Origin of the sequence: Pseudoxanthomonas sp. CF385 (genome assembly GCF_900104255.1) — a bacterium.
Classification (GTDB): domain Bacteria; phylum Pseudomonadota; class Gammaproteobacteria; order Xanthomonadales; family Xanthomonadaceae; genus Pseudoxanthomonas_A.
This window is the reverse complement of the sequence record NZ_FNKZ01000001.1, coordinates 2116499-2132092: the sequence shown is the minus strand read 5'-3', so window position 1 is coordinate 2132092 and position 15594 is coordinate 2116499. Positions and strand designations below refer to the sequence as shown.

Annotated in this window: 13 protein-coding genes; 8 read left to right on the top strand and 5 right to left on the bottom strand. The window is 66.5% G+C overall.

Annotation, left to right across the window (positions count from 1 at the left end; genetic code table 11):
* Positions 1-6: 6 nt before the first annotated feature.
* From BLT45_RS09880 to hflD, 4 genes are read left to right on the top strand one after another with little or no spacing between them, the layout of a single operon-like run.
* Entirely contained in the window at positions 7-489 is a 483-nt protein-coding gene (locus tag BLT45_RS09880; protein WP_093298124.1) for a DUF4136 domain-containing protein, read from the top strand.
* The gene (locus BLT45_RS09875) at positions 490-966 is read left to right on the top strand and encodes an NUDIX hydrolase (protein ID WP_093298121.1); all 477 of its coding nucleotides are present in this window, start codon (positions 490-492) and stop codon (positions 964-966) included.
* Positions 963-2081, top strand: coding sequence for a tRNA 2-thiouridine(34) synthase MnmA (gene mnmA / locus BLT45_RS09870; RefSeq protein WP_093298118.1), 1119 nt, complete (start codon positions 963-965; stop codon positions 2079-2081). Before BLT45_RS09875 ends, mnmA begins: the two co-directional genes overlap by 4 nt.
* A complete protein-coding gene (hflD, locus tag BLT45_RS09865; protein WP_093298115.1) occupies positions 2078-2689 on the top strand; it encodes a high frequency lysogenization protein HflD in 612 nt (203 codons plus the stop codon). The genes mnmA and hflD overlap by 4 nt, the downstream gene beginning before the upstream one ends.
* A gap of 65 nt (positions 2690-2754) precedes the next feature.
* Here hflD and acnB read toward each other — a convergent pair whose 3' ends face one another.
* Genes acnB through BLT45_RS09850 form a run of 3 tightly spaced genes read right to left on the bottom strand, consistent with a single transcriptional unit; the run spans position 2755 to position 6002 of the window.
* The gene (acnB, locus tag BLT45_RS09860) at positions 2755-5346 is read right to left on the bottom strand and encodes a bifunctional aconitate hydratase 2/2-methylisocitrate dehydratase (protein ID WP_093298113.1); all 2592 of its coding nucleotides are present in this window, start codon (positions 5344-5346) and stop codon (positions 2755-2757) included.
* Positions 5347-5397: 51 nt separating this feature from the next.
* Positions 5398-5799, bottom strand: a complete 402-nt coding sequence (locus BLT45_RS09855; RefSeq protein ID WP_093298110.1) for a type II toxin-antitoxin system VapC family toxin — start codon at positions 5797-5799, stop codon at positions 5398-5400.
* Positions 5796-6002 (bottom strand): AbrB/MazE/SpoVT family DNA-binding domain-containing protein, encoded by a 207-nt coding sequence (locus BLT45_RS09850; RefSeq protein WP_093298108.1) that lies wholly within the window; start codon positions 6000-6002, stop codon positions 5796-5798. The genes BLT45_RS09855 and BLT45_RS09850 overlap by 4 nt, the downstream gene beginning before the upstream one ends.
* A 236-nt stretch (positions 6003-6238) precedes the next feature.
* Here BLT45_RS09850 and acnA point away from each other — a divergent pair, with 236 nt between their 5' ends.
* Entirely contained in the window at positions 6239-9007 is a 2769-nt protein-coding gene (gene acnA, locus BLT45_RS09845) for an aconitate hydratase AcnA (RefSeq protein ID WP_093298105.1), read from the top strand.
* A gap of 61 nt (positions 9008-9068) precedes the next feature.
* Here the strand turns inward: acnA and BLT45_RS09840 are convergent, their stop codons facing one another.
* On the bottom strand, positions 9069-11525 hold the full coding sequence (locus BLT45_RS09840) for a S9 family peptidase (protein ID WP_093298102.1): 2457 nt from the start codon (positions 11523-11525) through the stop codon (positions 9069-9071).
* Between the two features lie 167 nt (positions 11526-11692).
* Here BLT45_RS09840 and BLT45_RS09835 point away from each other — a divergent pair, with 167 nt between their 5' ends.
* On the top strand, positions 11693-12148 hold the full coding sequence (locus BLT45_RS09835; RefSeq protein ID WP_139187981.1) for a hypothetical protein: 456 nt from the start codon (positions 11693-11695) through the stop codon (positions 12146-12148).
* A 3-nt stretch (positions 12149-12151) separates the two neighbouring features.
* Here BLT45_RS09835 and BLT45_RS09830 read toward each other — a convergent pair whose 3' ends face one another.
* Positions 12152-12592, bottom strand: a complete 441-nt coding sequence (locus BLT45_RS09830; RefSeq protein WP_254771820.1) for a nuclear transport factor 2 family protein — start codon at positions 12590-12592, stop codon at positions 12152-12154.
* 116 nt (positions 12593-12708) lie between these two features.
* Between BLT45_RS09830 and BLT45_RS09825 the strand changes: the two genes are divergently transcribed.
* Positions 12709-14388 carry a long-chain fatty acid--CoA ligase gene (locus BLT45_RS09825; protein WP_093298096.1) on the top strand — a complete coding sequence of 560 codons (1680 nt, stop codon included), beginning with the start codon at positions 12709-12711 and terminating at the stop codon, positions 14386-14388.
* A 269-nt stretch (positions 14389-14657) separates the two neighbouring features.
* Complete coding sequence (locus BLT45_RS09820; protein ID WP_093298093.1) at positions 14658-15524, top strand: crotonase/enoyl-CoA hydratase family protein; 867 nt, start codon at positions 14658-14660, stop codon at positions 15522-15524.
* Positions 15525-15594: the final 70 nt, after the last annotated feature.

The window sequence follows — 15594 nt, the reverse complement described above, 5'->3', positions numbered from 1 at the left end:
CGCCCCATGACGACGTCGTTGTCCCGCCTGCCCGCCGCACTCCTCGCCTGCGCTGCCCTGTCGGCGGCCCCTGTGCTGGCGGCGGATGCGTCCGTCGAGGCACGCCTGGCCGCCCGCGGGATGCAGTTCGAGGTGGATTCGGACGGCGATTACAAGGTGACCTACTCCTACAAGCAGGAGAACCGCACCCAGTTGGTGTTCGTGTCGGGCACCACCGAGCAGGTCAACGGCATCAGCATCCGCGAAGTCTTCTCGCCTGCCGGGCAGGTCGGCGCGGACCGCATCGACGGGACCAAGGCGCTCGCCCTGCTGGCCAACAGCCGGAGCAAGAAGCTCGGCAGCTGGGAGCTGTCGGGCGACGTGCTCTATTTCGTGATCAAGCTGCCCGACAACGTGGACGGCGCGGCGCTGGAGGCGGCCATGGACATCGCGGCGGAGACGGCGGACAACAAGGAGATCGAACTCTCCGGCACCAAGGACGCCCTGTAAGTGAGCTACCGCGAAGGCCGCTTCTGGCAACCCGATGTGACCGTGGCTACCGTGGTGGTCCGCGACGGCAAGCTGCTGATGGTCGAAGAGCGCGCCCAGGGCCGCCTGGTGTTCAACCAGCCCGCGGGCCACCTGGAGCCGGACGAGAGCCTGCTCGAGGCCGCCCGCCGGGAAACCCTCGAGGAAACCGGCTGGGAAGTCGAACTCACCGCCTTCATCGGTGCCTACCAGTGGAAGGCCACCAACCCCGATGGAAGCGGGGGCCGCCACTACCTGCGCTTCGCCTTCGCCGCCACGCCCGTGCGGCATCTGCCGGACCGTCCGCTGGACGACGGCATCGTGCAGGCCCACTGGCTGACGCCGGCAGAGCTCCAGCAGCAGGCCGACCGCCATCGCAGCCCGCTGGTGTGGCAGGTCGTGCAGGACTACCTGGGCGGCCGCCGCTCGCCGCTGTCGCTGCTCCAGCACGTGCCGTGAGCGCGCCGCGCGTCATCGTCGGGGTTTCCGGGGGCGTCGATTCGTCGGTGGCCGCGTTGCGGCTCGTCGAGCAGGGCGAGGCCGTCGCCGGGCTCTTCATGCAGAACTGGGCTGACGATGGCACCGGGGAATGCCGCGCCGAGGACGACCGCCGCGACGCGGTCGCGGTCTGCGGCCGCCTGGGCATCCCCTTCCATTTCCGCGATTTCTCTTCGGAATACTGGCAGGGCGTGTTCGCGCATTTCCTGGCCGAGTACGCCGCCGGCCGCACGCCGAATCCGGACGTGCTGTGCAACCGCGAAGTGAAGTTCAAGCACTTCCTCGACGCCGCCCGCGACCTCGGCGCCGAGAAGATCGCCACCGGCCACTACGCGCGCGTGGACCAGGCCGCTGGACGCTGGCGGCTGTTGCGCGGCGTGGATCGCGGCAAGGACCAGAGCTACTTCCTGCACCAGCTGGGCCAGGCGCAGTTGTCGGCCACCTTGTTCCCCATCGGTGAACTGCAGAAGGCGGACCTGCGCCGCATCGCGCGCGACGCCGGCCTGCAGACGCACGACAAGAAGGATTCCACCGGAATCTGCTTCATCGGCGAACGCGATTTCCGCGAGTTCCTGGGCCGCTACCTGCCCGCACGGCGCGGCGAGATGCGCGACCCGCAGGGACAGGTGATCGGCGAGCATCCGGGCGTCTTCTATTTCACCCTGGGCCAGCGCGAGGGCCTGCAGATCGGCGGCGTGCGCGGCCGGCCGCAGGCACCGTGGTATGTCGTTGGCAAGGACGTGGCGCACAACGTGCTGTATGTCGACCAGGACACGCAGAGCCCCTACCTGATGTCCACCCGCCTGTGGACCGAATCGGCGCACTGGGTCGCCGGCAGTCCACCGGCCGGGCGCTTCGAGTGCACGGCACAGACGCGCTACCGGCAACCGGACGAGCCCTGCCGGGTGCAGGTGCTCGAAGACGGCACGGTGGCGGTGGAATTCGCCTCGCCCCAGCGCGCCGTCACGCCCGGGCAGTCGCTGGTGCTGTATGACGGTGACGCATGCCTGGGCGGCGCGGTGATCGCGCGCACCGACGCCCCTCTTGAAATGAAACTCGCGGAGCAAGCAGCTTGAGCAATCGATATTCCGACCGCGTGCTGGCCCTCGCCGGGCTCGCACAGGCCCTCCACCAGGTGCGGCGCATCGCCGAGACCGGCCAGTCCGAGTCTTCGGCCGTGCAGGCCTCGCTGGAAAGCGTGTTCCGCGTCGATGCCGCCACGCCGGTGGCCGTGTACGGCCGCCTCGGCGACATCGCGCCCGGCTTGCGCGTGCTGCGCAACTACCTGGCCAAGGAAGCCGGTGACGACGCCCTGCCCCGCCTGGCCATGTCGGTGCTGCAGCTCGAACGCCGCTTCGTGAGCGAAGACGACACCGTGCACGCCGTATCACGCGGCCTGCAGGAGATCGCCCCCCGCGCCGAGCAGCAGGGCAGTACCCATCCCGACGTGCTGTCCGCGCTGGGCGGGCTGTATGCCGACACGATCAGCCACCTGCGCCCGCGCGTCATGGTCCAGGGCAACCCGCACTACCTGGGCCAGCCCGGCGTGGTGGCGGAGATCCGCGCCATCCTGCTGGCCGCGGTGCGCTCGGCGGTGCTGTGGCGTCAGCTCGGCGGGTCGATGTGGGATTTCGTGCTCGGCCGCCGGCAGATGCTGGAGGCCGTGGACGCCTGGCTGGACTGACGTTGAGGTCAGGCACAAAAAAAGGCCCGGCATTGCCGGGCCTTTTTGTTTTCATGCAATACCGATCAGGCGGCCACGGTCTTGGCCACGTCCTGGTATTCCTCGATCTGGTCGAAGTTCATGTACCGGTAGATCTCGGCGCCCTTCTCGTTGATCACGCCGATGTCGGCCATGTACTCGGCCTTCGACGGGATCTTGCCCAGGCGCGAGCAGATCGCGGCCAGCTCGGCCGAACCCAGGAACACGTTCGAGTTGCGGCCCAGGCGGTTCGGGAAGTTGCGGGTGGAGGTGGAGAACACCGTTGCGCCTTCGCGCACCTGTGCCTGGTTGCCCATGCACAGCGAGCAGCCCGGCATTTCCATGCGCGCACCGGCGGTGCCGAACGTGCCGTAGTGGCCTTCCTTGGTCAGCTCGGACGCGTCCATCTTGGTCGGCGGCGCGACCCAAAGGCGGGTCGGGATGTCGCGCTTGCCTTCCAGCAGCTTGGCAGCCGCGCGGAAGTGGCCGATGTTGGTCATGCACGAACCGATGAAGACCTCATCGATCGGCGTGCCGGCCACGTCTGACAGCGTCTTCACGTCGTCCGGATCGTTCGGGCAGGCGAGCAAGGGCTCGTGCACCTCGGCCAGGTCGATGTCGATGATGGCGGCGTATTCGGCGTCGGCATCGGGTTCGAGCAACTGCGGATCGGCCAGCCAGTCTTCCATCTTCTTGATGCGGCGGGACAGCGAACGCGCGTCGGCGTAGCCTTCGGCGATCATCCACTTCAGCAGCGTGATGTTGCTGGTGAGGTACTCGATGATCGGTTCCTTGTTCAGGCGCACCGTGCAGCCGGCGGCCGAACGTTCGGCCGAGGCGTCGGACAGCTCGAACGCCTGTTCCACCTTCAGGTCCGGCAGGCCCTCGATCTCGAGGATGCGGCCGGAGAAGATGTTCTTCTTGCCCTGCTTGGCGACGGTCAACAGACCGGCCTTGATCGCGTAGTACGGGATCGCGTTGACCAGGTCGCGCAGGGTCACGCCGGGCTGCATCTCGCCCTTGAAGCGCACCAGCACCGATTCCGGCATGTCCAGCGGCATCACGCCGGTGGCCGCGGCGAACGCGACCAGGCCCGAGCCTGCCGGGAACGAGATGCCCACCGGGAAGCGCGTGTGCGAGTCGCCGCCGGTACCGACGGTGTCGGGCATCAGCATGCGGTTGAGCCAGCTGTGGATCACGCCGTCGCCCGGGCGGAGAGAGATGCCGCCACGGGTGGAGATGAACTCCGGCAGCGTGTGGTGCGTCTTCACGTCCACCGGCTTTGGATACGCGGCGGTGTGGCAGAACGACTGCATCACCAGGTCGGCCGAGAAGCCCAGGCAGGCCAGGTCCTTCAGCTCGTCGCGGGTCATCGGGCCGGTGGTGTCCTGCGAACCCACCGAGGTCATCTTCGGTTCGCAGTACGCACCCGGGCGCACGCCCTGGCCTTCCGCCAGTCCGCAGGCGCGGCCGACCATCTTCTGCGCCAGCGAGAAGCCCTTGCCGCTGTCGACCGGCTGCTGCGGCTGGCGGAACAGCTCCGTCGCCGGCAGCTTCAGCGCCTCACGCGCCTTCGAGGTCAGGCCGCGGCCGATGATCAGCGGAATGCGGCCACCGGCGCGCACTTCGTCGAACAGCACGTCGGACTTCACCTGGAACTCGGCGATCACCTCGCCGTTCTTCAGCGCCTTGCCGTCGTACGGGCGCAGTTCGACCACGTCGCCGTGGTTCATCTGCGACACGTCGAGTTCGATCGGCAGCGCACCGGCGTCTTCCATCGTGTTGTAGAAGATCGGGGCGATCTTGCTGCCCAGGCAGACGCCGCCGAAGCGCTTGTTCGGGATGAACGGGATGTCCTCGCCGGTGAACCACAGCACGCTGTTGGTCGCCGACTTGCGCGAGGAACCCGTGCCGACCACGTCGCCGACGTAGGCGACCAAGTGGCCCTTGTCCTTGAGCGACAGGATTTCCTGGATCGGGCCGCGCTTGCCGTCTTCTTCCGGCACGAACGGCGCGTCGGGACGCTTGTTCTTCAGCATCGCCAGCGCGTGCAGCGGGATGTCCGGGCGCGTGGTCGCATCCGGTGCCGGCGACAGGTCGTCGGTGTTGGTCTCGCCCGGCACCTTGAACACGGTGACCGTCAGGCTCTGCGGCACTTCCGGCTTGCTGGTGAACCACTCGGCCTCGGCCCAGCTCTTCAGCACGGCCTGCGCGTGGGCGTTGCCCTTCTCGGCCTTCTCCTGCACGTCGTGGAAGCTGTCGAACATCAGCAGCGTGTGCTTCAGGCCCTCGGCGGCGATCGCGCCCAGTTCGGCGTTGTCGAGCAGCTCGATCAGCGGATGGATGTTGTAGCCGCCCAGCATGGTGCCCAGCAGTTCGGTGGCGCGTTGCGCGGTGATCAGCGGGGTCTTCTCGGTGCCGAAGGCGAGCGCGGCCAGGTAGGAGGCCTTGACCTTGGCGGCGTCATCCACGCCGGCGGGAACGCGATGGGTGATCAGTTCGACCAGGACGTCTTCTTCGCCGGCCGGCGGGTTCTTCAGCAGTTCGATGACCTCGGCCGTCTGCTGGGCGGTCAGCGGCAGCGGCGGGATGCCCAGCGCGGCGCGCTCGGCTACGTGGTGGCGGTAGGCTTCCAACATGGGTGACTCCGGTCGTTCGATGATGCGGTGGAAAGGGAAAACAGGTAATGCTTATTCGTTCGCGGGCACGATCAGCTTCAAACCCTTGAAGTAATCGCGATGGAAAGCGGTGTCGAAGGTGATCAGGCCATCGCACTGGAGCAGCGCATGCGCGCCGACCAGGAAATCGGCGATCGGCCGGGACTCGCCGGAGCGCTGCCGGTGCCGGCGCTGCATCTCGCCGGCCCGCAGCGCGGACTTGGCTTCGACGGCGTTGAAATGCACGCCCATCTCCTCGACGGCGGCCAATGCATCCGCGCCATTGCGCAGCGAAGCGCACAGCTGCGCCAGTGCGGCATCGCAGACGACCACGCGCCCGCTGCCCAGGCTCTGGCGCAGCCCGGCTTCCACGGCATCCGCGCGGGGGCCGTCGGTCAGCAGTTCGATCAGGACGGGCGCGTCGACGGCGATCATTCGGCGGCCGTACCCGGTGCGGCGTCCGCATCCAGGGCGAACTTGCCGCGCACGCGCGAGATGGCGTCGTCGACACTCTTCCGCAACACGATCCGGCTACCTTCCAGCTCGACCTTCAGCACGCTGCCCTTGGTCAGGCCCAGGGCGTCGCGCACCGCTTTCGGCAGGGTGATCTGGCCGCGTTCTGCAACAGTGGCTTCCATCAGCGGGCCCTCTTGAGTATGGACGAATTATACATACTTCCTCAGGCATACCCCAGAACAGGACCCCACCGCCCCACCCCGTTCCGCGTGATGCCGTCGTGCCCCGCCTTGGGCTTTGGTCGGGTCACGGCCGTCTCAGACTTGGCGGATAATCCGGGCAAGCATCGACAAGACGCACAGGAACGGCGGCTTATGCTGCTCCTGCGCCCCTTCCCCCAGCTACAGGAGCCTCTGCGATGAGCGATTCCTTCGCCACCCGCCGTCCTCTCGACGTTAACGGCACGTCCTACACCTACTACAGCCTGCCGGCCCTGGCCGAGCGGCTGGACCCGAAAGGGGGCTTCGCGCGCCTGCCCTTCTCCCTGAAGATCCTGCTGGAAAACCTGCTGCGCTGCGAAGACGGCGTCACCGTGCTGCCGGAGCACGTCCAGGCGGTCGCCGCGTGGGAGGCAGCCAAGGAACCGGACACCGAAATCGCCTTCATGCCGGCGCGCGTCGTGCTGCAGGATTTCACCGGCGTGCCCTGCGTGGTCGACCTGGCCGCAATGCGCGATGCCGTGGTCAAGCTGGGCGGCAGCCCGGACCAGATCAACCCGCTGATCCCTTCCGAGCTGGTCATCGACCACTCGGTGCAGGTGGATGTGTTCGGCAGCGCCGACGCGCTGGATCTCAACGGCAAGATCGAATTCGACCGCAACAAGGAGCGCTACGGCTTCCTGCGCTGGGGCCAGAAGGCGTTCGACAATTTCAAGGTGGTGCCGCCGAACACCGGTATCGTTCACCAGGTGAACCTGGAGAACCTGGCACGCGTGGTGATGACGGGCGAGAAGGATGGCCAGGCCATCGCCTACCCCGACACCGTGTTCGGTACCGACAGCCACACCACGATGATCAACGGCATCGGCGTGCTGGGCTGGGGCGTGGGCGGCATCGAGGCGGAGGCCGCGATGCTCGGCCAGCCCTCGTCGATGCTCATCCCCCAGGTGGTCGGCTTCAAGCTGACCGGCAAGCTGCCGGAAGGCGCCACCGCCACCGACCTCGTGCTGACCGTCACCCAGATGCTGCGCAAGCTGGGCGTGGTGGGCAAGTTCGTCGAGTTCTACGGCGACGGCCTGCAGCACCTGCCGCTGGCGGACCGCGCCACCATCGGCAACATGGCGCCGGAGTACGGCGCGACCTGCGGCATCTTCCCCATTGATCACGAATCGCTGAACTACTTGCGCCTGTCCGGCCGCAGCGAAGACCAGATCGCCCTGGTCGAGGCCTACGCCAAGGCGCAAGGGCTGTGGCATACACCGGACAGCCCGCACGCCGAGTACAGCGCCACGCTGCACCTGGACATGGGCGACGTGAAGCCCTCGCTCGCCGGCCCGAAGCGCCCGCAGGACCGTGTGCTGCTGCAGGATGTGAAGCAGAACTTCCGCGACAACCTCGTGCCGTTCGCCGATGCCCGCCGCAAGCGCATCGACCTGGTGCAGGAAGACCGCCTGAAGAACGAAGGCGGCGGCGGCACGGCGGTCGGCGCGCACGAGTCGGCGCACGAATCGGCGCCCGACAGCGGGGCGACGAAGAAGCTGCGCGACGGCGACGTGGTGATCGCGGCGATCACGTCGTGCACCAACACCTCCAATCCGGCCGTGATGCTGGGTGCGGGCCTGCTTGCCCGCAATGCGGCGGCGAAGGGCCTGAAGGCGCAGCCTTGGGTCAAGACCTCGCTCGGGCCGGGCTCGCGCGTGGTCACCGACTACCTCGAGAAGGCCGGCGTGCTGGACGATCTGGAGAAGCTGGGCTTCTACGTCGTCGGATATGGCTGCACCACCTGCATCGGCAACTCCGGCCCGCTCCCCGACGATGTATCGGCTGCCATCGCGGCGGACGATCTGGTCGTCGCCTCCGTGCTGTCGGGCAACCGCAACTTCGAGGGCCGCGTGCACCCCGAAGTGAAGATGAACTACCTGGCCAGTCCGCCCTTGGTCGTCGCCTACGCGATCGCCGGCACCACCAACATCGACCTGACGACGGAACCCCTCGGTGCCGGCAGCGATGGCCAGCCTGTGTTCCTGAAGGATGTCTGGCCGAGCAACAAGGAGATCGGCGACTTCATAGCCGCCACGATCGGCCCGGAGATGTTCGCGAAGAACTACGCCGACGTGTTCAAGGGCGACTCGCGCTGGAACACCATCGCCTCGCCCGACGGCGACCTGTACGCATGGGATGGCGATTCGACGTACATCAAGAACCCGCCCTACTTCGACGGCATGTCGATGGCGGTCGGCAGCATCGACGATGTCCACGGCGCGCGTGTGCTGGGCCTGTTCGGCGATTCCATCACCACCGACCACATCTCGCCGGCCGGCAACATCAAGAAGGATTCGCCTGCGGGACGCTTCCTGATCTCGCGCGGCGTGCAGCCGGTCGACTTCAACAGCTACGGCAGCCGCCGCGGCAACGACGACGTGATGGTGCGCGGCACGTTCGCCAACATCCGGATCAAGAACCTGATGTTCGGTGGCGAGGAAGGCGGCAACACGCTGTACTTCGGCAGCACGCCGCCGGAGAAGATGTCCATCTACGATGCATCCATGAAGTACCAGGCCGCCGGCGTGCCGCTGGTAGTCATCGCCGGCAAGGAATACGGCACCGGCTCGTCCCGCGACTGGGCGGCCAAGGGCACCAACCTGCTGGGCGTGAAAGCGGTGATCGCAGAGAGCTTCGAGCGCATCCACCGATCCAACCTGGTCGGCATGGGCGTGCTGCCGCTGCAGTTCGTCGACGGCCAGAATGCGCAGTCGCTGGGCCTGGACGGCTCGGAGACCTTCGACGTGACCGGCCTGCAGGACGGCGCCGCGAAAGTGGCGACGGTCGCTGCGCGCAAGGCCGACGGCAAGACGGTGAAGTTCCAGGCCAAGGTCTTGCTGCTGACGCCGAAGGAAGTGGAGTACTTCCGTCACGGTGGCCTGCTGCACTACGTGCTGCGCCAGCTGGCGGCAAGAAAAGCCGCCTGATCCATGTAGGCAAAGAAAAGGCCGCCCTTGGGCGGCCTTTTTCATGCATGTGCGTCCGGCGTCAGCGTGCGGCCGCGGGTGCTGTGCCCGCCGCCTGCCCCTTGTTCTTCACGTAGCGCTCGAGCCACTGGTCCTGTTCCCACAGCAGGTGCAGCACCGATTCCTTCGCCGCATAGCCATGACTTTCCTTCGGCAGCAGGACCAGGCGCGCGGGCGCCCCGAAGCCCTTGAGCGCGTTGAAGTAGCGCTCGCTCTGCATGGTGAACGTGCCCGAATTGTTGTCGGCTTCGCCATGCACCAGAAGCATCGGCGTCTTCATCTTCTCGACGTGCATGAAGGGCGACATGTCGTTGTAGACGCCGGGCGCCTCCCAGTAGTTGCGTTCCTCCTGCTGGAAGCCGAACGGCGTCAGCGTGCGGTTGTAGGCGCCGCTGCGGGCGATGCCGGCCGCGAACAGATCCGAATGCGTCAGCAAGTTCGCGGTCATGAACGCGCCGTACGAATGGCCACCCACGGCCACACGCGAGCGGTCGATGTAGCCCAACGCATCCACCGCATCGATGGCGGCCTTGGCATTGGCGACCAGTTGGGTGATGAAGGTGTCGTTCGGCTCGTCCTTGCCCTCGCCCACGATCGGGAACGCGGCGTCATCGAGCACCGCATAGCCGCGCGCGACCCAGTACACCGGCGAGCCGTAACTCGGGAAGATGAACTCGTTCGGGTTGGTGGTGTTCTGGCCGGCGCTGTCGCGATCCTTGTACTCGGTGGGATAGGCCCACATCACCAGCGGCAGTTTCTCGCGCTTGGCCGCGCGGTCGTAGCCCGCCGGCAGGTACAGGGTGCCGGTCAGCGGCAGGCCGTCCGCGCGCTTGTACGTGAGGACCTCCTTGTAGACGCCCTGCATGGCCTTGAACGGATTCTCGAAGCGCGTCACCGGCACCGGCGCGATCCGCTGCTTCAGATGGCGCACGTAGTAGTTGGGGAAATCGGTCGGCGATTCGATGCGCACCAGCGCCGTGCCCTGCGCGGGATCCAGCAGCGCCTGGATGCTTTCCTTCTGGCCTTCCAGGCGCGAGGTGTACAGGCGCTCCTTCTTGCCGGTGGCCAAGTCCATCCGATCGATGAAGGGGAACTGCCCCTCGGGCGTATAGCCCTCGCCGATCAGATGCGCCTGGCCGTTATCCAGCGCCAGCACGGCTTCGCCCGCTGCGTTGCGCCGCGTCTCGAACTGGCCCGGATCGCTGTACTGGTCCTGATAGCTGCGACTCACCAGCTCGCGCAGCGGCGACCCCGCCTTCGATGGATCGAGCAGATAGGTGCGGGTATGGCGCGTGTTCCACCAGTAGTCGGTGACGATCGCATGCGTGTCGTCACCCCACAGGATGCCCTGCACGCGGTCGACGGTCTTGAAGAGCGACTGCGGCGTGCCGGTGAACGGCGCCTGCCAGGCAAAGGCCTCGTCGCGGAACCGGACCTCCACCGCAGGATCGCCCTTGTCCAGCGCTTCGGCCCAGACCAGCGTGGCGGGCTGGTCCGCGCGCCATTCGACATCGCGACGGCCTGCGCGCACGGCCATGAAACCCTTCGGCAGGTTCTCCGCCAGCGGCGCATCCACGACCGTGGTCACCGGCTTGCCGGTGGTTTCCACAACCTCTGCGCGGTACGGGAAGCGGCCGTAAGGCACCAGATAGGAGAACGGCTTCCGCAGCGTCTGCAGCAGGACGTAGCGGCCGTCCGGCGAGAACGACTCGCCGGTGTACATCGCGGCGGCACGCCAGAGCGTCGCGGGGCCCTTCAACGGCACACGATGCAGCTCGGACGTGGCAAGCACGGCGAAGTTGGCTTCATCCGACGGATTCTTGAGCAGGTCCTGGTAGGTACGGTTCTGCGCCTTGCTGCCATCGCTGACCGAAACGGTGGGCCCGGTGGGAACCGCGCGCGACGTGTCGAGCAGCGCGGGACGCTGCGCGGGCAGCATGCGGACCAGCACCGCCTGGTTGTCGCGGAACCAGGTCAGCGGATTGCCCACGTTGGCGTTGACCCGGGCCTCGGTCAGGCGCGTGGCCTGCGCGGTGGCCAGGTCTGCAACCCAGACTTCCACGCCGGTGCGCGTGGTGTGGGTGAACGCCAGCAAGCGCTCGTCGGGCGACCAGGTGAAGTTCGCCAGCCGCGGATTCGCGGGCAAGCCGCCCACCTGGCGTGCGTCGCCACCCTGCAGGCGTTGCACCTGAAGATTGGTGAAGTATGTGGTGGTGCTGGCGATGTTGGTACGCGGGTTGACGCGCAGGCCGCCGAGCCTGAGTTCCTCGTCGGACAGCTCCGCGAGTGACTTGAACGTATCGCGGTAGAACAACACCAAGTGGTCTTTGCGACTGTCCGTCACCACGCTGGGCGGACGCTGCACATCGGCGAGTTGCAGGATCTCCGCAGGCGGCGTCTGGTACGGCAGGGCGTCCTGCGCGACGACGTTTCCGGCGGCCAGCCATAGGCACGCCAGGAGTTTCCAGCGAATAGACATGAGCGGTTCCCCAGTTGGATGCCCCGATCATCAAGGCTCGACGCGGCGGTGGCAAGCCAGATCCGCCATGCGGGTGCACCGCCGACAGTTGCCGGTCGTCCGCGCTCGTTGCGTTCCGGCATCAGGAGACCTTCGCCGAAGGTCGTCGGGGTGCCGTCATGGGAACGTTGATCCTCCGTTCTACCCTGCTCTTCCTTGTCGCGTCCGCCAGCCTGGGCGCACGCGCGGCGTCACCGGACGCGGACCAGGCCAGGCGCATTGCCGAACAGTTCCTGGCCACCAAGCAAGCCGCCGCAGGTCCGCAGGAGGCCTATGAGGCGAGCGAAGTCGTCGCTGCCGATCTCGATGGCGACGGCGAGGCAGAAGTGGTCGTCCTGTGGACGATGCTCGGGCCGACCTATTGGCATCATGGCGTCACCGTGCTGGCCCGCAAAGGGCAGCGTTACGTGCCGGCGGGCGAGGCCGAAGAGCCGCTGGGCAGCGTGGAGGGCATGGCGGTGCGCAACGGCGCCATCGAACTGAAGACGAAGTGGCCCGGCCCCAACGATGCCCGTTGCTGTCCCACCGTGCCCAAGACGCTGCGCTATCGCTGGAGCGGCGGCAGGCTCACGCCGGCGAAGTGACGGTCAGCGGGGCGCGTCCCATTGCGCGTGGTACACGCGCCAATCGCCCTCTTCTCGCCGCCATGCGGTCGTGACGTTATAGGTGCGCGCCTGTTCCGGCAGAAGCCGGCCGCTGCTGCCCGTCAGCAGCACGTGGAACGACACCGTCGCATTGTCGCCATCGACGCGGACCTCGAGCGGTCCGGTCGTGGCGCCCACGCGTGCATTCGCCAACGTCCGCGCACGGACCAGATTGTGCAACGCAGCACGATCCATCCCTCCGGGGCCTGCGAATGCGCTGCTCACGCCGTCCATGAAATCGCCTACCCGTTTCTCCTCGACGGCCTGCTGCATGGCATCGAAGCGCTGCCTCAGCTGCGCCTCCGGCGGCTCCGCGTCGCAGCCCACCAGCCCCGCCAGCAGCAGTGCCGCCGCGGCCACGTAGTTCAGACCCATCTTCTCCATCGAAACCTTCGCCTTTTCCATCCGGAACGGTATGCTCCCGACAGGCGCCCGTTTCGGCGCTCGCCCACAAGCATGCCGCGAAGGCAGCCCGAAGACCCTGGGGAGGGAGCAGAACGATGAGTCAGGAACGTCCGTGGTTCAAGAGTTACCCGCAAGGCGTGCCGCATGCGGTTGACCTGGAGCAGTACCGCTCCATCGTGTCGGTATTCGATGAAGCGATCAGCAAGTACCGCGACCGGCCCGCGTTCCGAAACTTCGGCAAGACATTGACGTATGGCGAGATCGACGCGCGGAGCCGGCAGTTCGCCGCGTACCTGCTCGGCGAGCTGAAGCTCAAGAAGGGCGATCGCGTCGCGATCATGATGCCGAACTGCCTGCAGTACCCCATCGCGATCTTCGGCGTGCTGCGCGCCGGGCTGACCGTGGTGAACGTCAACCCGATGTACACGCCGCGCGAACTCAAGCACCAGCTGACCGATTCCGGCGCCAGCGTGCTGCTGGTGGTCGACAATTTCGGCAAGACCGCGCAGGAAGCGCTGGCGGGCACGCAGGTCAAGCAGGTCATCACCACGGCGCTGGGCGACCTGGTCGGCTTCCCGAAGGGCGCCATCGTCAACTTCGTGCTGAAGTACGTGAAGAAGATGGTGCCGGACTACGACATTCCGGGTGCGGTACGTTTCAAGGACACGCTGACGCTCGGCCAGATGCATAGCCTGCCCGACGTCGACATCGACTCCGGCGACATCGCCTTCCTCCAGTACACCGGCGGCACCACCGGTGTCGCCAAGGGCGCGATGCTGACGCACCGCAACCTGGTCGCGAACATGCAGCAGGCCGGCGTCTGGGTCGGCACAGGCCTGGACTACGGCAACGAGGTCATCATCACGGCGCTGCCGCTGTACCACATCTTCGCGTTGACGGCGAACTGCCTGGTCTTCATGAAGCTGGGCGGGCTCAACCACCTGATCACCAATCCGCGCGACATGCCGGGCTTCGTGAAGGAGCTCAAGGCCACGCGGTTCACCGCGATCACCGGCGTCAACACGCTGTTCAACGGCCTGTTGAACACGCCCGGGTTCGACGAGATCGACTTCTCCAACCTCAAGATGACGCTGGGTGGCGGCATGGCCGTGCAGCGCGCCGTCGCCGAGAAGTGGAAGAAGGTCACCGGCGTGACGCTGGTCGAGGCGTATGGCCTGACCGAGACCTCGCCCGCCGCCTGCATCAACCCGATGAACCTGCAGGACTACAACGGCGCGATCGGCCTGCCCGTGCCCTCGACCGACGCCTGCGTGAAGGACGACGACGGCAACATGCTGCCCACCGGCGAAGTGGGCGAGCTCTGCATCAAGGGCCCGCAGGTGATGAAGGGCTACTGGCAGCGCCCGGAGGAGACAGCCAACGTCATCGATGCCGATGGCTGGCTGCATACCGGCGACATGGCGAAGATGGACGAGAACGGGTTCTTCTACATCGTCGACCGCAAGAAGGACATGATCCTGGTCTCCGGCTTCAACGTGTATCCGAACGAAGTGGAAGACGTCATCGCCGGCATGGATGGCGTGCTCGAAGTCGCGGCGATCGGCGTGCCCGACGAGAAGTCGGGCGAGGCGGTGAAGGTCTTCATCGTGAAGAAGGACCCCGCGCTCACCGCCGACCAGGTGAAGGCCTACTGCCGCGACAACCTCACTGGCTACAAGCAGCCGCGCCAGATCGAGTTCCGCACCGAGCTGCCGAAGACCAACGTCGGCAAGATCCTCCGCAAGGAACTGCGGGATCCGCCCAAGAGCGCCTGATCGCCCTATTCAGCTTTGAGAAAAGGCCGGCCCTGCGCCGGCCTTTTTCTTTTTTGTTCAGGACTTTAGGGTCCGATTCTAGACGCACGTCACAAATCACGAGAGTGAGGACCCGTTGACAGGGGTTCCTTGCCGCAAGCGCGCGCGTGCACTGGATTTTAATTATTCGTTCAGGTGTAGGATCGGCGCGTGATGCCACCTGCGTCACACAAATCCGCCTCACCCGCATCCCCTGCCGCGCGGGAAAAAACCCCTCCAAGGAGCTCTCCATGAACAACGTCGAAAAACTGCAGCGCACCCGTTCCTTCCCGACCGTCCGCGTCGAGTCGGAGCCCAGCGGTGATGCCCACTGGATGTACATGCACTCCGATGTCGCGCCCGGCGTGCGTCCGTGCTTCCGCAGCCAGATGCTCGACGACGTGCTGAGCTTCATGAACTCGATCACCCTGCGCGAATCGCAGCGCCAGCCGGGCAAGCTGCGCCACCTCGTGGTCGCGTCCGACGCCACCGCCTTCAACCTCGGCGGCGACCTGGAGCTGTTCTCGCAGCTGATCCGCGAAAACAACCGCGACCGCCTGCTGAGCTACGCGCGCCGCTGCATCGATGGCGTCCATCACCTCAACACCGGCCTCGGCGGCGACGTGCGCACGATCGCGCTGATCCAGGGCGACGCGCTGGGCGGTGGTCTCGAGATCGCCCTGTCCTGCCACACCATCGTGGCCGAGGAAGGCGTCGACATGGGCCTGCCGGAAGTGCTGTTCGGCCTGTTCCCGGGCATGGGCGCCTACTCGTTCCTGTGCAAGCGCGTGTCGCCGCAGGTCGCCGAGAAGATCATCCTCGAAGGCAACATCTACACCAGCGACGAGCTGTACAAGCTGGGCGTGGTCGACGTGCTGGTGCCGAAGGGCCAGGGCGCCGCCGCCGTGCAGTCGATCATCGACAAGCAGCGCCGTTCCCCGCATGCGCACCTGGCGCTGAACGCGTGCCGCAACCTCGCGCAGCCGGTCGGCTACGACGAACTGATGGGCATCACCGAAGTGTGGGTCGACACCGCGCTGACGCTGGGCGACAAGTCGCTGAAGATGATGGAACGCATCGTGCGCGCCCAGGAAAAGCGCTCCACGCGCGCGGCTTGATGTACCTGCAGTAGTCCGCTGTCGCCGTAACGCGCAGGGAATACAGGGGAAATCAGGGGGTTGAGGCGCG

Bases quoted from the DNA above. Each gene is read 5' to 3' on its own strand.
- BLT45_RS09880 (WP_093298124.1), top strand. From the start codon at position 7: ATGACGACGTCGTTGTCCCGCCTGCCCGCCGCACTCCTCGCCTGCGCT.
- acnA (WP_093298105.1), top strand. From the start codon at position 6,239: ATGAGCGATTCCTTCGCCACCCGCCGTCCTCTCGACGTTAACGGCACG.
- BLT45_RS09855 (WP_093298110.1), bottom strand. From the start codon at position 5,799: ATGATCGCCGTCGACGCGCCCGTCCTGATCGAACTGCTGACCGACGGC.
- BLT45_RS09825 (WP_093298096.1), top strand. From the start codon at position 12,709: ATGAGTCAGGAACGTCCGTGGTTCAAGAGTTACCCGCAAGGCGTGCCG.
- BLT45_RS09850 (WP_093298108.1), bottom strand. From the start codon at position 6,002: ATGGAAGCCACTGTTGCAGAACGCGGCCAGATCACCCTGCCGAAAGCG.
- BLT45_RS09830 (WP_254771820.1), bottom strand. From the start codon at position 12,592: ATGGAGAAGATGGGTCTGAACTACGTGGCCGCGGCGGCACTGCTGCTG.
- BLT45_RS09840 (WP_093298102.1), bottom strand. From the start codon at position 11,525: ATGTCTATTCGCTGGAAACTCCTGGCGTGCCTATGGCTGGCCGCCGGA.
- acnB (WP_093298113.1), bottom strand. From the start codon at position 5,346: ATGTTGGAAGCCTACCGCCACCACGTAGCCGAGCGCGCCGCGCTGGGC.
- BLT45_RS09820 (WP_093298093.1), top strand. From the start codon at position 14,658: ATGAACAACGTCGAAAAACTGCAGCGCACCCGTTCCTTCCCGACCGTC.